This window comes from Bradyrhizobium sp. USDA 3311 (assembly GCF_054062495.1).
In genome coordinates, this window is the sequence record NZ_JBSSFI010000001.1 from 3,533,064 (window position 1) to 3,549,822 (window position 16,759).

A 16,759-nucleotide genomic window follows, 5' to 3' on the forward strand; every position below is an offset into this window, starting at 1 on the left:
CGTCGCGACGATGCATCGCGCCCAGCCGGGCGGGGCATCGTCAATTCGCCTTCGCTAGTCGCTCCGCACATAGCGCCAGAGCAGGTCGGCGATTTCGAGCCGCCGCTGTGCCTTGGCCTTCTGCGAGGACATGTCGGTTGCGAATTGCGCCTCGAACGTATGCCGGTTCGCGACCGAGAAGAAGCAGAGCGCGTTCAGCGACATGTGCAGTTCGATCGGATCGATGCCGGGTCTGATCGCGCCGGCGCGAACGCCCCGGTCCAGCACCGCGGCGATCTGGCTGACAATCGGCCGCGTCATCTCCTTGAGCTTCTTGCTGCCCCGGATGTGCCGTCCGCGATGGATGTTCTCGATCGTGACCAGCCGGACATATTCCGGGTTGGCCTGGTCGAAATCGAAGGTGAACTCGGCCAGCCTGCGAATCGCGGCCTCCGGCGCGAGCGCTTCGAGGTGAAGATCCTGCTCGGCGACGCGCATCTTGGCGTAGGCCATCTCGAGCACGGCCGTGAACAGCTCTTCCTTGGATTTGAAGTAGTAGAAAATCAGCCGCTTGGTGATGTTGGCGCGTGCGGCGATGGCATCGGTATTGCCGCCGGCGAGGCCGTTCTCGGCGAATTCCGCGAACGCGATCTCCAGGATCTCGCGCTTGGTGCGCTCCCGGTCGCGCCGCCGCACCGGCGGCTGCTTCGCGTCCTCCGCGACGGGCTTTTCCTTGGGTCTCATCCGGCGGTTCGGTCCTTTGCATCCGGCCAGGCCTGCTTGCCCCTCCATCCATAGCGCAATCGGCGGTCCTTGACAGCAATTATCCCGTGGGTTAATTGTAATTAACCTATGGATTAATTAGCCATGACGGATCTCGGCCTTGCTCATCTGACGGCACTGGACCTTGCGCCTGTCGCGCTTGTGGCCGAGGCCGCGCATGCCGGCTTCCGCTTCATCGGCCTGCGCGTGATCCCTGTGACTGCCGGCGGACCTGCCTATCCGACGCGGATCGGAACGGACGCGCACCGCGAGCTCAAACGGTCTCTCGCCGGCGAGGGGGTGCGACTGAACGAGATCGAGTTCGTTCAGCTCACACCGCGCATCGACATTCCGCCGCTCGCGAGCCTGTTCGAAGCCGCAGCCGATCTCGGCGCGGTGGCGGTCACGGCATCGGGCGATGACGACGATCCGGTCCGCCTCACTGCGCATTTCGCTGAGCTTTGCGACCTCGCGCAGCAATTCGGCCTGCGTGTCGATCTGGAGTTCATGCGCTGGCGCGCGATTGGCTCGCTGCCGCAGGCCGAGGCGATCGTGCGTGGCGCGGGCAAGGCGAACGGCACCATTCTCGTCGATGCGCTGCATCTGCATCGTTCCGGCGGCAAGCCGGGCGATTTGATCTCGATGCCCGCGCAGCATTTGCGTGCGGTACAGATCTGCGACGCCGTCGCGGATATACCCGCGAGCGATGCCGCCATCATCGCCGAGGCGCGCGAAGGCCGGTTGCCGCCGGGCGAGGGCGCCTTGCCGCTCGGCGAGCTGCTCGAAGCGCTTCCGTCGGACGCCAGCATCAGCGTCGAGATGCCGCTGCCGGCCTTGGCCGTGCGGGCCCGGCTCGCCACGGCGTTCAACGGCACGAGGCGCCTGCTCGAGCATCGGCCGCGCGGAGCGTCGCGGCCAGACCATCGTCGCGAAGCCGGCGGCCCAATCCAGATACGGACGACGTGAGATGAAGAACATCACTATAGGCGTCATCGGCGCGGGACTGATCGGGCGGAAGCACCTCGCCAAGCTGGCCGGGCGTGGGGACTATGACCTCGTCGGCATCGCCGACGTGAACTCCGATCGGGTCGCAGCCGATTATCCCGGGACCCCTGTCTTCGCGGACTACCGGAAACTGCTCGACGAGGCGCGGCCGGAGGCCGTGATCATCGCCTCGCCCAACCAGCTTCATGCCGAGCAGGGCATCGCATGCGCCAGGCGCGGCATTCACATCCTGATCGAAAAGCCGGTCACGGATACGGTGGAGACCGCGGCAAGCCTGATTGCCGAGGTGCGCAAGGCCGGTATCCAGTCGCTGGTCGGGCATCACCGCCGCCACCATCAGCAGGTCAGGACGCTGAAGGCGACTTTGGGAGACAGGCGCATCGGCGATGTCGTCGGGGTGTCGGCGATCTGGGCCACGCACAAGCCGGCCGCCTATTTCGAGATCGCGCCATGGCGCTCGCAGGCCGGCGGCGGACCGATCCTGATCAACCTCATCCACGAGATCGATTTTTTGCGCTTCACCGTCGGTGAGATCGTCGCGGTGGAAGCGATTGCGTCGAACCGCCAGCGCGGCTTTGCGGTCGAGGATACCGCTGCGGCGCTGATCGAGTTCGACAGCGGCGCGCTCGGTACCTTCTTCATCAGCGACAGCGCCGTATCGCCCTGGACGTCCGAGCAGGGGCTCGGCGAAGCCCCCGAATTCCCGTTCAGCGGCGAGAGCAGCTATCGCTTCCTTGGCCGAACCGGGTCGATCGAATTTCCGGCGCTCGTGCAATGGTCGCAGGCCGGCAGTGCGCAGGACTGGAACAAGCCGATCCAGGCCCAGCGCATCCATGCCTCCTCGATTGATCCCTACGTCGCTCAGCTCGACCATTTCCGCGACATCATTCGCGCCAACGCGCGGTCGTTGCAGCCGGTCGAGGACGGCGCGCGAAGCCTGATCGCGACCCTGGCGGTCGCCGAGGCAGCCGCCGGTGGACGACGCGTCGACCTGCGCCATCGCTACGAAACGCTCGCAAGTCCGGTCGTGCCGGCAACGCCAGACCAGCAAAGGGTTTCCTGAGCGCAAACACATTCGCCGCCCGCTCGGCGGACCAGGATGGGCAGAGCCCCGGCGCGATCTCAACGACGCCGGCAAGAAGGGCCGCCCGGAGGGAGGAACGAGGTGAACTACACGTTCGACTTTAGCCCCGTGCTCGACGGACTTCCGGACCTGCTGTGGGGCTGTGCCGGCACGCTGCAGCTTGCGTTGTCCGGCATGGTGCTGGCGCTTGCGATCGGGATCGGCGGCGTCGTGCTGCGCGAATCCCGCGTCGTTGCGCTGCGCTGGCTGGTCATCGCCTTTGTCGAGGCGATCCGCAACACGCCGTTCCTCGGGCAGATCTATTTCATCTTCTTCGCGCTGCCGCTGGTCGGCGTTCGCCTCGATCCGACACTGACCGCGATCATCGCGCTCGGTGTCAACGGCGGGGCCTATGCGATCGAGATCATCCGCGGTGGCGTGCAGTCGATCAACAAGGGGCAGGTGGAAGCCGGTCTCGCGCTCAGCCTGAGCCGGGCGCAGGTGTTCCGCCTGATCGTGCTGAAGCCGGCGCTGCGCGCGATCTATCCGTCGCTGACCAGTCAGTTCATCATGCTGACGCTGACGACCAGCATCGCGTCTGCGATCTCGGCCTATGAACTGACCTCGGTCGGGCAGACGATCGAGACCAATACCTTCCGCAGTTTCGAGGTCTATGGCGTCGTCACGCCGCTCTATTTCGTCATGTCGTGGATGCTGATGCAGATGTTCGCGCTGATCAATGCGCGTTACTTCAGCTATCCCGTGAAGTGAGGGGCCATGGACCGGAATCAGTTCCTGTTTCTGCTCGTTGGCCTCAAATGGACGCTCGCGCTGTCCGCGATCGGCTTCGCGGTCGGTTCGATTGCCGGCCTCGGCGTGGCGCTCGCGCGCACGTCGGGCCACCGCGCGCTGGAGCGCGGCGCGGCCGGCTACATCGCCTTGTTCCAGGGCACGCCGCTCCTGATGCAATTGTTCGTGGTCTATTACGGGCTGGCGCTGGCGGGCCTCAAGCTCGATGCCTGGGTTTCGGTCTCCATCGGCTTCACGCTGCATTCCGGCGCGTTCCTCGGCGAGATCTGGCGCGGCGCGATCGAGGCTGTGCCGAAAGGCCAGGTCGAGGCCGCCAAGGCGCTGAGCCTCAACTACGTCTCGCGGATGCAGGATGTCATCCTGCCGCAGGCGATCCGCATCTCGCTGCCAGCGACGATCGGATTTCTGGTCCAGCTGATCAAGGGAACGTCGCTCGCAGCGATCATCGGCTTCACCGAATTGATGCGGGCAGGGACCATCGTGTCCAACCAGAACTTCAAGCCGCTGCTCGTCCTCGGCTTGGTGTGCGTCCTCTATTTCGCCATCTGCTGGCCGCTGTCGCTCGCTGGCGCGCGGCTCGAACGCCGGATGGCCGTCGCCGCGCGATGACGAGGACAGCAACAGACAACAGGACGAGGACAGAGGAGGGAATGATGACCAACGCAAGGACCACAGGACTCAATCGGCGTCGTTTGCTGGCGCTCGGAGCCGCGACGATCGCCTCGCCATTCGTGCTGACGCGCGCCGCTTATGCGGTGACGCCGTCGGAGATCAAGGCGAGGGGCAAGGTTCTGATCGGCATCCAGGGCGATAATCCGCCCTGGGGATTCGTCGATGCGACGGGCAAGCAGGACGGATACGATGCGGAGATTTCGGCGCTGTTCGCCAAGGAGCTCGGTGTGCCCGCCGAGTTCACGCAATTGGCGGTCGCCAATCGTATCCCGGCCCTGACGTCCGGTCGTGTCGATATCCTGTTCGCGACCATGGCCATGCTGCCGGAGCGGGCCAAGGCCGTGCAGTTCTCAAAACCCTATGGCGCGAACATCATCACCTTCATCGCGCCGAAGGAGTTCGAGATCAAATCTCCGGCCGACATGGGAAAATACGTCATCGGCGTTGCGCGCGGCAGCGTGCAGGACAGCGACGTGACCAAGGCCGCGCCGGCGGGCACCACCATCCGCCGCTTCGACGGCGACGCGCCGACCATGCAGGCCCTGCTGTCCGGTCAGGTCCAGGCGGTCGGTGGCAACATCTTCTACGTTCCGCGTCTCGATGAATCGAAACCCGGCTATTACGAGAACAAGCTCGAATTCACGAAACTCTACAACGGCGCCTGCACTCGGCTCGGGGAGAACGAGATCAACGCCTTCGCCAACGACTTCATCGAGAAGATCAGGGCCAATGGCGAGCTGGCGAAGATCTATCAGAACTGGATGAATAATCTGCTGCCGGCCTTCCCCGAGACCATTCCCGGTATTCCCTTCAACGTCAGCTAGGCAGGGAGAGAGCGCCATGCCGGGTGTAGTCGCGATGGAAACTGCTCCAGAGCCGATGATCGCCATGCGCGACGTCTGCAAATGGTACGGCACCTACCAGGTCCTGACCGATATCAGCCTGACGGTCCGCCCGGGCGAAAAAATCGTTCTGTGCGGGCCGTCCGGTTCGGGCAAGTCCACCCTCATCCGCTGCATCAATGCGCTGGAAGCTTACCAGCGCGGCGAAGTCGTCGTCGCCGGCACGCGGCTGAACGACGCTGCGGGCTCGGTCGATGCGGTGCGTCGCGAGGTCGGGATGGTGTTCCAGCAATTCAACCTGTTTCCGCACATGACCGTGCTGGAGAACTGCATGCTGGCGCCGATGCGCTCCCGGGGAGTGCCGCGGGCGAAGGCCGAAGAGACCGCGCGCCGTCTGCTTGATCGGGTCAGAATAGGGAACCAGGCCGAGAAGTATCCGGCCCAGCTGTCGGGCGGCCAGCAACAGCGCGTTGCGATTGCGCGCGCGCTCTGCATGGAGCCGAAGGTGATGCTGTTCGACGAGCCGACCTCCGCGCTCGACCCCGAAATGGTCAAGGAGGTGCTCGACACCATGATCGCCCTCGCGACGGATGGCATGACCATGATCTGCGTGACCCATGAAATGGGGTTTGCGCGGCAGGTCGCCGACCGCGTGATCTTCATGGCCGACGGCAGAATCGTGGAGGAGGCCGAGCCGGAAAGCTTCTTCAGGAATCCGCAGCACGACCGCACCAGGAAGTTTCTGGGAGAGATCCTGGCGGCGCATTGAGTCGGGGATGGGTCCGATGGTCGCCTGCACGCCACCCAGGCGCTCGACGCGAACTGCCGTCGCTATGTCGCGATCGCCTATCGTGGAGACGCGCGTTCCCGGGTGACCGGCTGTGTCCCCCGAACATGGCCCCGCTCTTGCCGGCGAGTATGATGGATTGGTATAAACATCATACTCGGAGGGGTGACGTGATTCAGTCAGGTGGTATCGCGAGGCTGGCGTTCGAGCCCGGCGTGCTGTTTGGCGGGCTGATCGCCGCCAACATCGCCGCATGGGTCTTCGCCTTCGCGATGTTCGGCGACCGGCCCGCGGTGATGGCGACCGCGCTGCTCGCCTGGGTGTTCGGCCTGCGTCATGCCGTCGATGCCGACCACATCGCCGCGATCGACAATGTCGTGCGCAAGCTGATGCAGGCGGGCGACACGCCGCGCAGCGTCGGCCTGTATTTCGCGCTCGGCCATTCCACGGTCGTCCTGGCCGCGACCACGCTGCTCGCGCTCGGCGTCGTGAGTCTCGGCGGCGACAGCCTGCTGAAGGAGATCGGCGCCCTGATCGGCACCTCGGTGTCGGCGCTGTTCCTGCTGGTGATCGCGGCGATCAATCTCGCCATCTTCGTCGGCCTGTGGCGGATCCTGCGCGAGGTGCGCGAGCAAGGCATTCATGACGCCGCGCAGCTCGAGGCGCTGCTCGCTGCCCGCGGATTCCTGGCGCGCTTGCTCGGCCCGATGTTCCGCCTCGTCACCAAACCCTGGCACATGTATCCGCTCGGCCTGCTGTTCGGGCTCGGCTTCGACACCGCGACCGAGATCGGCCTGCTCGGCATCTCCGCCACCGAAGCCGCGCGCGGCGCCTCGCTCGCGCATGTGCTGGTGTTCCCCGCCCTGTTCGCCGCCGGCATGGCGCTGGTCGACACCGCCGATTCCGCGTTGATGGTCAGCGCCTATCGCTGGGCCTTCGTCGATCCCTATCGCAAGCTCTGGTACAACCTTACGATCACCGGCGCCTCGGTCGCGGTCGCGCTGTTCATCGGCGGCATCGAGGCGCTCGGGCTTATCGGCGACCAGCTCGGCCTGTCCGGCGGGCTGTGGTCGCTGGTCGAGGCCGTCAACGACTCGCTCGCCAATTTCGGCTTTGCCGTGATCGCGCTGTTCGCGCTCGCCTGGCTCGTCTCGGTCGTGCTCTATCGCCGTATGGCTCCGAGCGCCCGGCGGCGCATGGTCGATCCTGACGAGTTGAGCAGGGGCGCCGCGCCGGGGTGATCGCACCTGAGTGTGTCGCAACGGCAACAATCGGCGATTTTCCGCGATCCGCGATCAGATCCAAATTCCTCGCGCTCTTGCGAACAACCAACTCGCTCCAACATAGCGTCCGGTAAAGTTCACACGCCAGGGGCGGGTGAAAGAGACGGCTGTCGACAGCGAGTGAGCATCATGCGCGGGTTGTTCCGAATCGCATTCGTTCTAACTGCCCTGTGGCTTCCTGCTCATCCGCACGCGTCCCAGGCCCACGCCATCATCGTCTCGTCCTCGCCGGCGACCGGCGCGACAATATCCGGTGACACCGTCGCGATCCGCCTGCACTTCAACAGCCGGATCGATCACGCGCGCTCGAAATTGACGCTGCTGGCACCGGACGGTGCGTCGCGCGCGCTGAGGCCGGCTTCCGATGCGCCCGCCGACGAGCTCAATGCCGATGCGACGCTACTACCGGCGGGGACATGGCACCTGCGCTGGCAGGTTTTGAGCGTCGACGGGCACATCACCCGCGGCGACATTCCGTTCACCGTCCGCTGAAACCACGGCCGTGTACCTGCTCCTCGACATCTTCGGCTATCTGTCGGTGGTCCTGCGCGGCCTGATCCTGATCGCCCAGTCGTTCACCCTCGGCGGTCTCGCGTTTCAGCTGTTGCTGTGGGGGCCGCTGCAGCCGCAGCTCTCCGTCTTCGGCCTCTCGATCGAGGAGCGATGCCGCACGTTCCTGCGGTTCAGCGCCGTCGCATGGGCGCTCCTCACCGTCGCCTCGCTGGCGCTGAACGCGGCCGCGCTGGTCGGGACGCTTCAGGTGCCCTGGAGCGAAGCGGTCACTGCCGATTTTGGCCGCGCTGACCTCGTGATCGCGGCTTGCGCAGCGGGCATCGCCGTCCTGACGAACGGTCCGGCGCACCGGGCGCGGTCGGCCGCGCTTCTCGCCCTGTCGGTGCTGGCGCTCGCGATGCAGACCCGGCTCACGCATGCGGCCAGCCGGCCGGATGTGCGCTGGCCGCTGCTGCTGTCCGATGCGGGTCACATGGCGGGGGCGGCCGTCTGGATCGGCGGTCTGCCCTATTTCCTGATCGCGCTGAACGGCTGCAAGGACGCCGGCGACTGGCGCCTCATTGCGCGCCGCTATTCGTTGATGTCGATGGCGGCGGTCGCGGCGATCGTCTGCGGTGGTCTGGTCATGGCGGCGAACTATATCGGCTCCGTCGCGGCGATCTACGGCACCGCCTATGGCGTCATGACACTGGCGAAGGTCGGGCTGCTCTTGATGCTGCTGATGCTTGGCTCGGGCAATTACTTCCTCGTCGAACGTCTACGCCGCGACCCCACGACGCCGATCTTTCGCCTGAAGCGTTTCGCCGAGGTCGAGATCGGCATCGGCATCACCGTGCTGCTTGCTGCGGCGTCCCTGACGTCATTGCCGCCGGGCGCGGATCTCCCTCATGATCGCCTAGACTGGCATGAGATCGTCGAGCGCGCCGCGCCGCAATGGCCGCCGCGCCTGACCAGCCCGGATTACGACAAACTGACCGTCGCGCAGCTCCAGGCGAAGATCACGCTGGCGGACGCCGGGCGCGCGAGCGCGCAATCGGCCTACGTTCCCGGTGAGGGCACGATCCTGCCGCGAAATGCGGAAGATATCGCCTGGTCGGAGTACAACCATCACTGGGCCGGCGTCTTCGTGGTGCTGATCGGGCTCCTGGCGCTGGTCGAGCATTTCCGCTGGGGGCGCTGGGCGCGGCACTGGCCGCTGCTCTTCCTCGCGATGGCGGCCTTCCTGTTCTTCCGCGCCGACGAGCAGGCCTGGCCGCTCGGCCCGGCGGGCTTCTTCGAGTCGCTGCGTGATCCGGAGGTGGCGCAGCATCGCATCTTCGTGCTGCTCATCGCCGTGTTCGGCCTGTTCGAATGGCGTGTGCGGCTGCGCGGCACCAAGGCCGGTCCGTCGGCCTTGGTGTTTCCCCTGACCACGGCGCTCGGCGGCGCCCTGCTGCTCACGCATTCTCATGCGATCGCCAACATCAAGGACCAGCTGCTCATCGAGATGAGCCACACCCCGCTTGCGCTCTGCGGCGTCGCCGCCGGCTGGGCCCGCTGGCTCGAACTGCGTCTCGACGGCCGGGTCAGGCGGGCGGCGGCCTGGATCTGGCCGGTCGCCTTCATCCTGGTCGGGCTGATCCTGCTGGATTACCGCGAAGCCTGAACGCGCTATCCGTCGTACTGATCCGGCCCCATCGCCCATGACGTCTGATCATGGCCGAACGCGTAGTTCCGGTTGGTGACGACAGGATTGCGATTGACCATCGGCCGCATGAACATCGGGTGGGTCGCGCTGCGCACCTCGTGCTCGACCGTGAACAGCTTCTTGCCGCTGTCGAGATCGACGATGTCGCAGAACCGGTACTGGTATTGATTGTCCTCGCGCGAGATCAGGTTGCGCGCGAGCAGCTTGCGATAGGGGCCGGAGAAGTCGGTGATGTACATCTGCACATGGTGCCCGTCATACTCGCCCTGCGGCCGATCGGTCTCGCGGAACAGCAGGTGCTGGTCGCGGCCCGTCTTCACCGCCGCAACCGTGCCGTCGCCATTCCGCATGCCTGAGGGCATGCCCATGATGTCAGGATAGAAGGCGCAGATCGCCGATGCCGTTCCGATCGGCACGTCGAACTCGACATAGGGAATGCCGAGCGTGATCCGCCCGAAGCGCGCCGCGTCCGGCTCATGGACGCGCATCCGGTTGCCCCATGGGCAGACGGCCTCGACATAGTCATTGTGCTCGGCGAACGTGAATGCCGTCCCCTCGAGCTTCTTCGCGACCGATGCCAATCGCGCCAGCAACGCCTCGCGGCCCTCGATGACGAGGCCGGTATGGCCGCGCAGCACCTGCGGCCTGCCGCTCGGCAGGTGAAACTGGCTCCGCCCGGCGTTGATCCACATGTTGGTGTCGGACACCATCAGATAGGGATCGCGGGTGAGCCCAAGTCCCGTGACGTAGAATAACGTCGCCAGGCGCTGATCCGGGACCTGGATGTTGACGTGCTCGAAATGGATCGCGTTGCCGAGGTCTTCAGCGGATCGATCGAACTGTTGCGGCATGGCTGTGGCTCTGGGTGTGGGACGGACGGGTCATATTAGAGCAGAACGTCGGCCAGTCGGACCGTCGGCCGATCACATCTGCTGATCGGGGCATGCCGTCGGCCACCTTGCCGCGGCAACCATTCCCTGTAATCTAGGCGGAAGACATCAAGGAAAGGGTCAATGGGGGGAGTTCTGGAAGGCGTGCGCGTCCTCGATTTCGGGCGCTATATCGCGGGTCCCTATTGCGCGACCTTGCTGGCCGAATTCGGCGCCGAGGTCATTCGCGTTGAAAAGCGCGACGGCAGCGAGGATCGCTTCGTGGCGCCGGTCGGCGCGGGCGGCGAGGGCGCGCTGTTCCTCCAGGTCAACCGCAACAAGAAGTGCATCACGCTCGATCCGATGAAGCCGGAGGGGCAGGAGGTGATGCGCCGCCTGGTTGCGACCGCGGACGTGGTCGTCGCCAACCTGCCGCCGCAGACCCTGCGCGCGATGAAGCTCGATTACGACTCGCTTCGCGCGATCAAGCCCGACATCATCCTGACGACGGCAACCGCATTCGGCGGCCCGGGGCCCTGGTCCGACCGCGTCGGCTTCGACGGTGTCGGCCAGGTCATGTCGGGCTCGGTGTACATGACCGGCGGCGGTGATCCGCCGTACCGCGCCGCGGTGAACTGGGTCGATTTCGGAACCGCGCTGCACTGCGCGTTCGGCACGCTCGCCGCGCTGATCGAGCGCGGCAAGTCCGGGCGCGGGCAGATCGTCGAGGGCGCGCTGCTGGCCACCGCGCTGTCCCTCACCAATGCCACGCTGATCGAGCAGGCCGTCATCAACGTCAACCGTGTTCCGACTGGCAATCTCGGCCAGACCGCAGCTCCAGCCGACATCTACCGCACCAGGGATGGCTGGGTGCTGTGCCAGGTCACGGGGCATCCGCTGTTCAAACGCTGGGCCAAGCTGATGGGCGAGGAGGAGCAGTGGCTGAACGATCCGCGTTTTGCCGACGACATCAGCCGCGGCAACAACGGCCCCGTCATCAGCGAGCGGATGGCGCGCTGGTGCGCCGAGCGCACCACGCAGGAGGCCGTCGACACGCTGGGCAAGGCCATGATTCCGACCGGGCCGGTGCTCAGCCCGCAGCAGGCGCTGGATCATCCGCACATTCGCGCCGCCGGCTTCATGCAGGACGTCGATTATCCGGGCTTGCCGAAGCCCGCGCCGGTGGCGCGGGCCGCCGTGCGGCTGTCGGAAACGCCGGGTGACATCGCGAGCCGCCCGCCGACGCTCGGCGAGCATACCGATCGTGTCCTCGCGGAGCTCGGCTATGACGCGGCCGCGATCGCCGCGCTCCGGCAAAGCGGCATCGTCTAGCTGGGGCGGAGAGCGGCCGCAGTTGGGTCGCCGAAGATTTCGAACGCGTCACCGCCCATTCGCAAGCGTCAACGCGGCCTTCACCGCGTTCTCCAGAATTTCCTCCGACAACTGCTTGTCGCTCACGGCCCGCGACAATTGCAGCGCGCCGACCATGGTCGCATAGACCGACATCGCGCGCCGCCGGCGCTCCGCAGCCGAGCCATCCGGCATCTGCGCCGCCATCAGCGCAATGATGTCGGACATCTTTGCGGTGAAGGCATCGCGCGTCGTCTTCGGATGCCGCGCGATCTCGGACGCCAGCGCCGCGGTCGGGCAGCCGGTCTCGGCGTGGTCGCGATGGCGCGGGGAGAGGTAGTCGCGGATCGTAGTCTCCAGGGCGATGCCGTTTGCGAGATTGCCCTTGTGCCGCTGCTCGCGCCGCTCAAGCGCATCCAGCAGCACCGCGCGCACCAGATCCTCCTTGGATTCGAAATGTGTGTAGAAGGCGCCGTTGGTCAGGCCGGCCTCGGACATGATGCCGGCGAGACCGACGGCGGCGATGCCGCTCTCGCGGAACTGCGCCGAGGCGACGTCGATGATGTGCCGCCGCGTCGCGTCCCGGTGTCCCTTGTCGTACCGCGCCAATCGCGCCTCCTTGGGATGCCCACCCCGGTCAACGAAATCGTGAGGAGGGGGCTATTGCATTACGATCATAATATTACATTATGGCTGTAATGCAATGGGCGGCCGATCGGCGGCGGTCCGGCAGGGACGCGAGGACGATACTCATGTCAGTCGAGGATGCAGCCGCCCCGGCCTTGCCCGCCGCGCAAGTCGCGGCCCATGCCGCCGCGGCTCCGCTTCGCCAGGCGGCCGCGCCAGGCGTCGCTGTCACCCCAAGCGTGGCGGAGCAGCGGCGAACGGCACTGCTGACCGCGCCGATCCTGCCCACGCTGCTCAAGCTGGCCGCGCCGACCGTGACCGTGCTGGTGGCTCAGACCGCGGTGAATATTGCGGAGGCCTATTATGTCGGGTTCCTCGGTACCGACGCGCTGGCGGGCGCCGCGTTGGTATTCCCGATCTTCATGCTGATGACCATGATGTCGAACGGCGGGTTCGGCTCTGGCGTTGCGTCCTCGGTGGCGCGCGCGGTCGGGGCGGGACGTCGCGATGATGCCGAGGCGGCGCTGTTTCATGCGGTCGTGCTCGCCATCCTCGCCGGCGGCGTGTTCACGCTCGGCGTGATCCTCGGTGGCCCGTGGCTCTACCGTACCCTCGGCGGCCAGGGCGATGCGCTCGCTGCGGCCACCACCTATTCCAATTATCTGTTCGCCGGCGCCATTCCGGTGTGGATCGTCAACCTCCAGGCGGCGGCACTGCGTGGTTCGGGCAACGTCAAGGTGCCCGCGCTGGTGACGCTGGTCGGCGCGATCGTGACCATCCCGGTCTCGCCGGCGCTGATCTTCGGCCTCGGGCCGATCCCGCGGCTCGGCATCGGCGGCGCCGGCGTCGCCTTCGGCCTCTATTATGGCGCGGCCATGCTGTTCCTGCTGCGCTACATGGCATCGGGTGCGACAGGCCTGAAGCTGCACATCGTGCCGCTGCGCCCAAAAATCTTCGGCGACATGCTGACGGTCGGCATCCCAACCGCCTTCAACGCGGTGTTGACCAACCTCACCGTCATCCTCGTCACCGGCGCGGTCGGCCTGTTCGGCACCTCCGCGCTCGCCGGCTACGGCATCGCCTCGCGGCTCGACTACATCATGATCCCGCTGCTGTTCGGCATTAGCACGGCGACCCTGACCATGGTCGGCGTCAACATGGGCGCGGGCCAGACCGCGCGGGCGCGCCGGATCGGCTGGATCAGCGGCATCGTCGGCATGGTCATGACCGGGACGATTGGCCTACTGGTCGCGATCTTCCCGACCGCCTGGCTCAATCTCTTCAGCCGCGATGCCGAAGTGGTGAGCGAAGGCATGACCTATTTGCGCATCGTGGCGCCGGCCTATGCCGCGCTCGGCTTCGGCTTCGTCACGTCCTTCGCCGCCCAAGGCACCGGGCGCGCCATGGGGCCGCTCGCCTCCTCGATCGCGCGGATCCTGATCGCGGCCGGCGGCGGCTGGATCGCGGTGGCAAGCTTTGGCGCGGGCATGGCGGGGCTCGCCACCATGGTCGCGGTGGCGCTCGCAGCCTATGCCGCGATCTGCGCCCTGGTCATGCTGTCGCCGTCGACCTGGCGGTCCGAATAGGCGCGGCTCACCTGATGCTGGCAACGCCAACGGCCGGCACCGGCAGCAGTAGCGCGTTGGTCAGCAACTGTAGCGCCGTCGGGCGCCGTGAATTCGTTTTCTGTTTGGCGTCGAATGGAGAAGGTGTGGCCCGCCCAGGCCGCCAATATGGATTTCCATTTTATTGATTTCATCCTGCGGAGAAGCGAATACGGTTCCAATCATTGTCGCAGACCTACGGAGACCAAGATGTCGTTTCGCCTCCCTCTGATCCTCTCGACCGTGCTCGCCGCCTGGTCGGCCACAGCAACAGCCGAGACCATCAAGATCGGCGTGACGCCGGGGCCGCATGCGCAGATCCTCGAGGCGGTGAAGCCGATCGCCGCCAGGCAGGGGCTCGATATCCAGTTGCTCGAGTTCTCCGATTATGTGGTGCCGAACGCCGCGCTCGACGCCGGCGAGATCCAGGCCAATTCGTTCCAGAACCAGCCGTATCTGGACAACCAGAAAGCCGATCGCGGCTACAAGATCGAGGCCGTCGGCCTGACCGTGAACTTCCCGATCGGCGTCTATTCGAAGAAGCACAAGGCCTTCGCCGATATCCCGGAGGGCGGCAAGGTCTCGATCCCGAACGATCCGACCAATGGCGGCCGCGTGCTGCTGCTGCTGCGCGACAAGGGCGTGATCAAGCTGAAGGATGGCACGGGGTTCAAGCCCACGGTGCTCGACATCACCGAGAATCCCAAGAAGCTGAAGTTCATCGAGGTCGACGCCGCGCAGGCGCCGCGCGCGCTCGACGACGTCGACGCAGCCGCGATCAACACCAACTATGCAACCCAGACGGGCCTCGATCCGGTCAAGGATCCGATCCTGCGCGAGGACCCGAAGGGACCCTATGTCAACCTGATCGCGGTTCGCACCGCCGACAAGGACAAGCCCTGGGTCAAGGTGCTCGTGGACAGCTACCATACGCCTGAGGTGAAGGAGTTCGTCCTGACCAAGTTCAAGGGGGCGGTGCTGCCCAGCTGGTAGGCAGCCGGCGTCGTATCTTCGGCAGGAATGGATGGCTCCGGGGTGGCAGCCCTGCGCGGCGGCTGCTTGCCTCGCGCTGCGGCAGCAGACATCATGCGGGCTGTTGCAACGTTGGGCGCGGTTGGCATGAAACGGTTCGCAAATCTGAAAAGACTGGGCTTCTTCACGCGGCTTCTCGACGAGGCGCCGCCGGCGGACCGCTATCGCTTTGCGGCCGAGCAGATCGTGCGCGCCGAGAAGGCCGGCCTCGATTCCGCGTGGATCGCGCAGCACCATTTTCACGAGCGCGAGGGCGGCCTGCCGTCGCCCTTCACCTTCCTGGGTTATGTCGCCGCGCAGACCTCGCGCATCCGCCTCGGCACCGGCATCGTCACGCTGCCGCTGGAGAATGCGGTGAGGGTGGCGGAGGACGCCGCGGTGCTCGACCTTCTCTGCGACGGCCGGTTCGAGCTCGGCGTCGGCACCGGCGGCAATCCGTCGGCCTTTGCCGCCTTCGGTCTCGACAGCGCCCAGCGCAACGAGATCTTCGCGCGCAATCTCGAGGTCGTCCGCACCGCGCTCGCCGGTAAGCCGCTCACCGGCGGCGACACGCTCTATCCGCAGCGGCCGCAACTGGACGGCCGGATCTGGCAGGCGACATTCTCGGTCGCCGGCGGCGCCCGCGCCGGCAAGGCGGGCGATGGCCTCCTGCTCTCGCGTACCCAGCCGCGGGCCAAGGAGGCGCCGCGCGCAACGCTGGCCGAGATCCAGAACCCGATCATCGACGCCTATCTCGAAGCGCTGCCGCCGGGACGCGAGCCGCGCATCATGGCCTCGCGCAGCGTCTTCGTCGCCGACGACCATCGTGAGGCGATGCGCCTTGCCGACATTGGATTGCGGCGCGCGCTGCCGCAATTCATGAAGGGCGGTCACCTTCCGCCGGGCGAGACGCTGGCGGAGATGATCACCGCGTTCGACACGCATGTCGGCGCCGCCGACGAGGTCATCGCCTCGCTGCGTGGCGACGCGACGCTGGAGCGGGTGACCGACCTGGTCTTCCAGGCGCATTCGGTCGATGCACCGCACCCCTATATCCTGCGCTCGATCGAGCTGGTCGCGGACAAGGTGGCGCCGGCGCTGGGCTGGACCCGGACGGCGGCGCAAGACGTGGCGCTGGCGGGCTAAAGCATGATCCGGAGCCGAAGGGCCGCGTTAGTGCAAAGTCCGCAGCGGTCTTCCGAAAAATCACGCTCAAACAATAGTCGGAATGAACATGATCGCGTTGCACGAGGCTGAATGATGGCGACGAAGGATATCATCGACACGCTCGCCGGGATCGAACCGGGGTCCGCCCTGGACGGCATCCGCGCGAAGCGCGTGCAGGCGCGCGAGAACGCGCAGAAGAGCTATCTGTCGCTGTTCGAGCCGATCGACGCCGGCGATTTTTCGCTTTCCGAGCGCGCCGCGGTCGCGTTCTTCGTGATCGGTCTTCACCGCGAGCCCGTTGTCGCCGCGTTCTACCGGGCAAAGCTCGCGGCGACCGCCGAAGGAGCGCGCCTGGTCGAAGCGATCGAGGTCGAAATCGCGCGCGGCGCGACCTCGGGCCCGTACGGCGCTTTCCCGGCTGGACCGCTGTCGGTCGAGAACACGGCCGGTTTGATCTATCGCGTCAGCGCAGAGCGCAAACCCGACCTCGGTCCTCGGCTCGTTGCGGCGCTTGAGCATGCGCATCTGCTGGTGTTCCGGCCGCGCGATGCCGCGTCCGCCGACATGAAGGCGCTGCTGGCCGCCGGCTGGTCGAATACCGGCATCGTCACCTTCTCCCAGCTCGTTGCGTTCCTGTCGTTCCAGGTGCGCGTGGTCACGGGCCTGCGCGTGCTCGGCGCCTCGCTTGGGCGCACTGCAAACGCCGCGGCTGGCGCGTAAGGAGACCG

17 protein-coding genes are annotated in these 16,759 nt (G+C 66.1%); 14 read left to right on the plus strand and 3 right to left on the minus strand.

Translation table 11 applies throughout. The features are described 5' to 3' along the window. Nucleotides 1–54: 54 nt before the first annotated feature. On the minus strand, nucleotides 55–723 hold the full coding sequence (locus ACVWW6_RS16765; protein WP_028174210.1) for a TetR/AcrR family transcriptional regulator: 669 nt from the start codon (nucleotides 721–723) through the stop codon (nucleotides 55–57). 123 nt (nucleotides 724–846) lie between these two features. On the opposite strand from ACVWW6_RS16765, the gene ACVWW6_RS16770 reads away from it, so the two are divergent. From ACVWW6_RS16770 to ACVWW6_RS16810, 9 genes are all read left to right on the plus strand, one after another. Then, the gene (locus ACVWW6_RS16770; RefSeq protein WP_456681074.1) at nucleotides 847–1,707 is read left to right on the plus strand and encodes a sugar phosphate isomerase/epimerase family protein; all 861 of its coding nucleotides are present in this window, start codon (nucleotides 847–849) and stop codon (nucleotides 1,705–1,707) included. 1 nt (nucleotide 1,708) lies between these two features. Then, nucleotides 1,709–2,809, plus strand: coding sequence for a Gfo/Idh/MocA family protein (locus ACVWW6_RS16775; protein WP_456681075.1), 1,101 nt, complete (start codon nucleotides 1,709–1,711; stop codon nucleotides 2,807–2,809). A gap of 102 nt (nucleotides 2,810–2,911) precedes the next feature. Continuing rightward, on the plus strand, nucleotides 2,912–3,580 hold the full coding sequence (locus ACVWW6_RS16780) for an amino acid ABC transporter permease (protein WP_456681076.1): 669 nt from the start codon (nucleotides 2,912–2,914) through the stop codon (nucleotides 3,578–3,580). Nucleotides 3,581–3,586: 6 nt separating this feature from the next. Next, entirely contained in the window at nucleotides 3,587–4,228 is a 642-nt protein-coding gene (locus ACVWW6_RS16785) for an amino acid ABC transporter permease (RefSeq protein WP_456681077.1), read from the plus strand. Between the two features lie 44 nt (nucleotides 4,229–4,272). Then, nucleotides 4,273–5,115, plus strand: coding sequence for a transporter substrate-binding domain-containing protein (locus tag ACVWW6_RS16790; RefSeq protein WP_456681078.1), 843 nt, complete (start codon nucleotides 4,273–4,275; stop codon nucleotides 5,113–5,115). 16 nt (nucleotides 5,116–5,131) lie between these two features. Next, nucleotides 5,132–5,902 (plus strand): amino acid ABC transporter ATP-binding protein, encoded by a 771-nt coding sequence (locus ACVWW6_RS16795; protein ID WP_084302433.1) that lies wholly within the window; start codon nucleotides 5,132–5,134, stop codon nucleotides 5,900–5,902. Nucleotides 5,903–6,090: 188 nt separating this feature from the next. Beyond that, a complete protein-coding gene (locus ACVWW6_RS16800) occupies nucleotides 6,091–7,161 on the plus strand; it encodes a HoxN/HupN/NixA family nickel/cobalt transporter (protein WP_456681079.1) in 1,071 nt (356 codons plus the stop codon). Nucleotides 7,162–7,332: 171 nt separating this feature from the next. After that, nucleotides 7,333–7,695, plus strand: coding sequence for a copper resistance CopC family protein (locus ACVWW6_RS16805; protein WP_456681080.1), 363 nt, complete (start codon nucleotides 7,333–7,335; stop codon nucleotides 7,693–7,695). Between the two features lie 10 nt (nucleotides 7,696–7,705). Next, nucleotides 7,706–9,361 carry a copper resistance D family protein gene (locus ACVWW6_RS16810; RefSeq protein WP_456681081.1) on the plus strand — a complete coding sequence of 552 codons (1,656 nt, stop codon included), beginning with the start codon at nucleotides 7,706–7,708 and terminating at the stop codon, nucleotides 9,359–9,361. A gap of 5 nt (nucleotides 9,362–9,366) precedes the next feature. Here ACVWW6_RS16810 and ACVWW6_RS16815 read toward each other — a convergent pair whose 3' ends face one another. Then, entirely contained in the window at nucleotides 9,367–10,254 is an 888-nt protein-coding gene (locus ACVWW6_RS16815; protein ID WP_456681082.1) for a VOC family protein, read from the minus strand. A gap of 162 nt (nucleotides 10,255–10,416) precedes the next feature. Between ACVWW6_RS16815 and ACVWW6_RS16820 the strand changes: the two genes are divergently transcribed. Continuing rightward, nucleotides 10,417–11,604, plus strand: coding sequence for a CaiB/BaiF CoA transferase family protein (locus ACVWW6_RS16820; protein WP_456681083.1), 1,188 nt, complete (start codon nucleotides 10,417–10,419; stop codon nucleotides 11,602–11,604). 48 nt (nucleotides 11,605–11,652) lie between these two features. Here ACVWW6_RS16820 and ACVWW6_RS16825 read toward each other — a convergent pair whose 3' ends face one another. Then, the gene (locus ACVWW6_RS16825; RefSeq protein WP_456681084.1) at nucleotides 11,653–12,231 is read right to left on the minus strand and encodes a TetR family transcriptional regulator; all 579 of its coding nucleotides are present in this window, start codon (nucleotides 12,229–12,231) and stop codon (nucleotides 11,653–11,655) included. A gap of 143 nt (nucleotides 12,232–12,374) precedes the next feature. Between ACVWW6_RS16825 and ACVWW6_RS16830 the strand changes: the two genes are divergently transcribed. From ACVWW6_RS16830 to ACVWW6_RS16845, 4 genes are all read left to right on the plus strand, one after another. Continuing rightward, nucleotides 12,375–13,835, plus strand: a complete 1,461-nt coding sequence (locus tag ACVWW6_RS16830; RefSeq protein ID WP_456681085.1) for an MATE family efflux transporter — start codon at nucleotides 12,375–12,377, stop codon at nucleotides 13,833–13,835. 228 nt (nucleotides 13,836–14,063) lie between these two features. After that, nucleotides 14,064–14,846 carry a MetQ/NlpA family ABC transporter substrate-binding protein gene (locus ACVWW6_RS16835; protein ID WP_456681086.1) on the plus strand — a complete coding sequence of 261 codons (783 nt, stop codon included), beginning with the start codon at nucleotides 14,064–14,066 and terminating at the stop codon, nucleotides 14,844–14,846. Nucleotides 14,847–14,972: 126 nt separating this feature from the next. After that, complete coding sequence (locus ACVWW6_RS16840) at nucleotides 14,973–16,010, plus strand: putative FMN-dependent luciferase-like monooxygenase (RefSeq protein ID WP_161533545.1); 1,038 nt, start codon at nucleotides 14,973–14,975, stop codon at nucleotides 16,008–16,010. 114 nt (nucleotides 16,011–16,124) lie between these two features. Next, complete coding sequence (locus tag ACVWW6_RS16845) at nucleotides 16,125–16,751, plus strand: CMD domain protein (RefSeq protein WP_038965667.1); 627 nt, start codon at nucleotides 16,125–16,127, stop codon at nucleotides 16,749–16,751. Nucleotides 16,752–16,759: the final 8 nt, after the last annotated feature.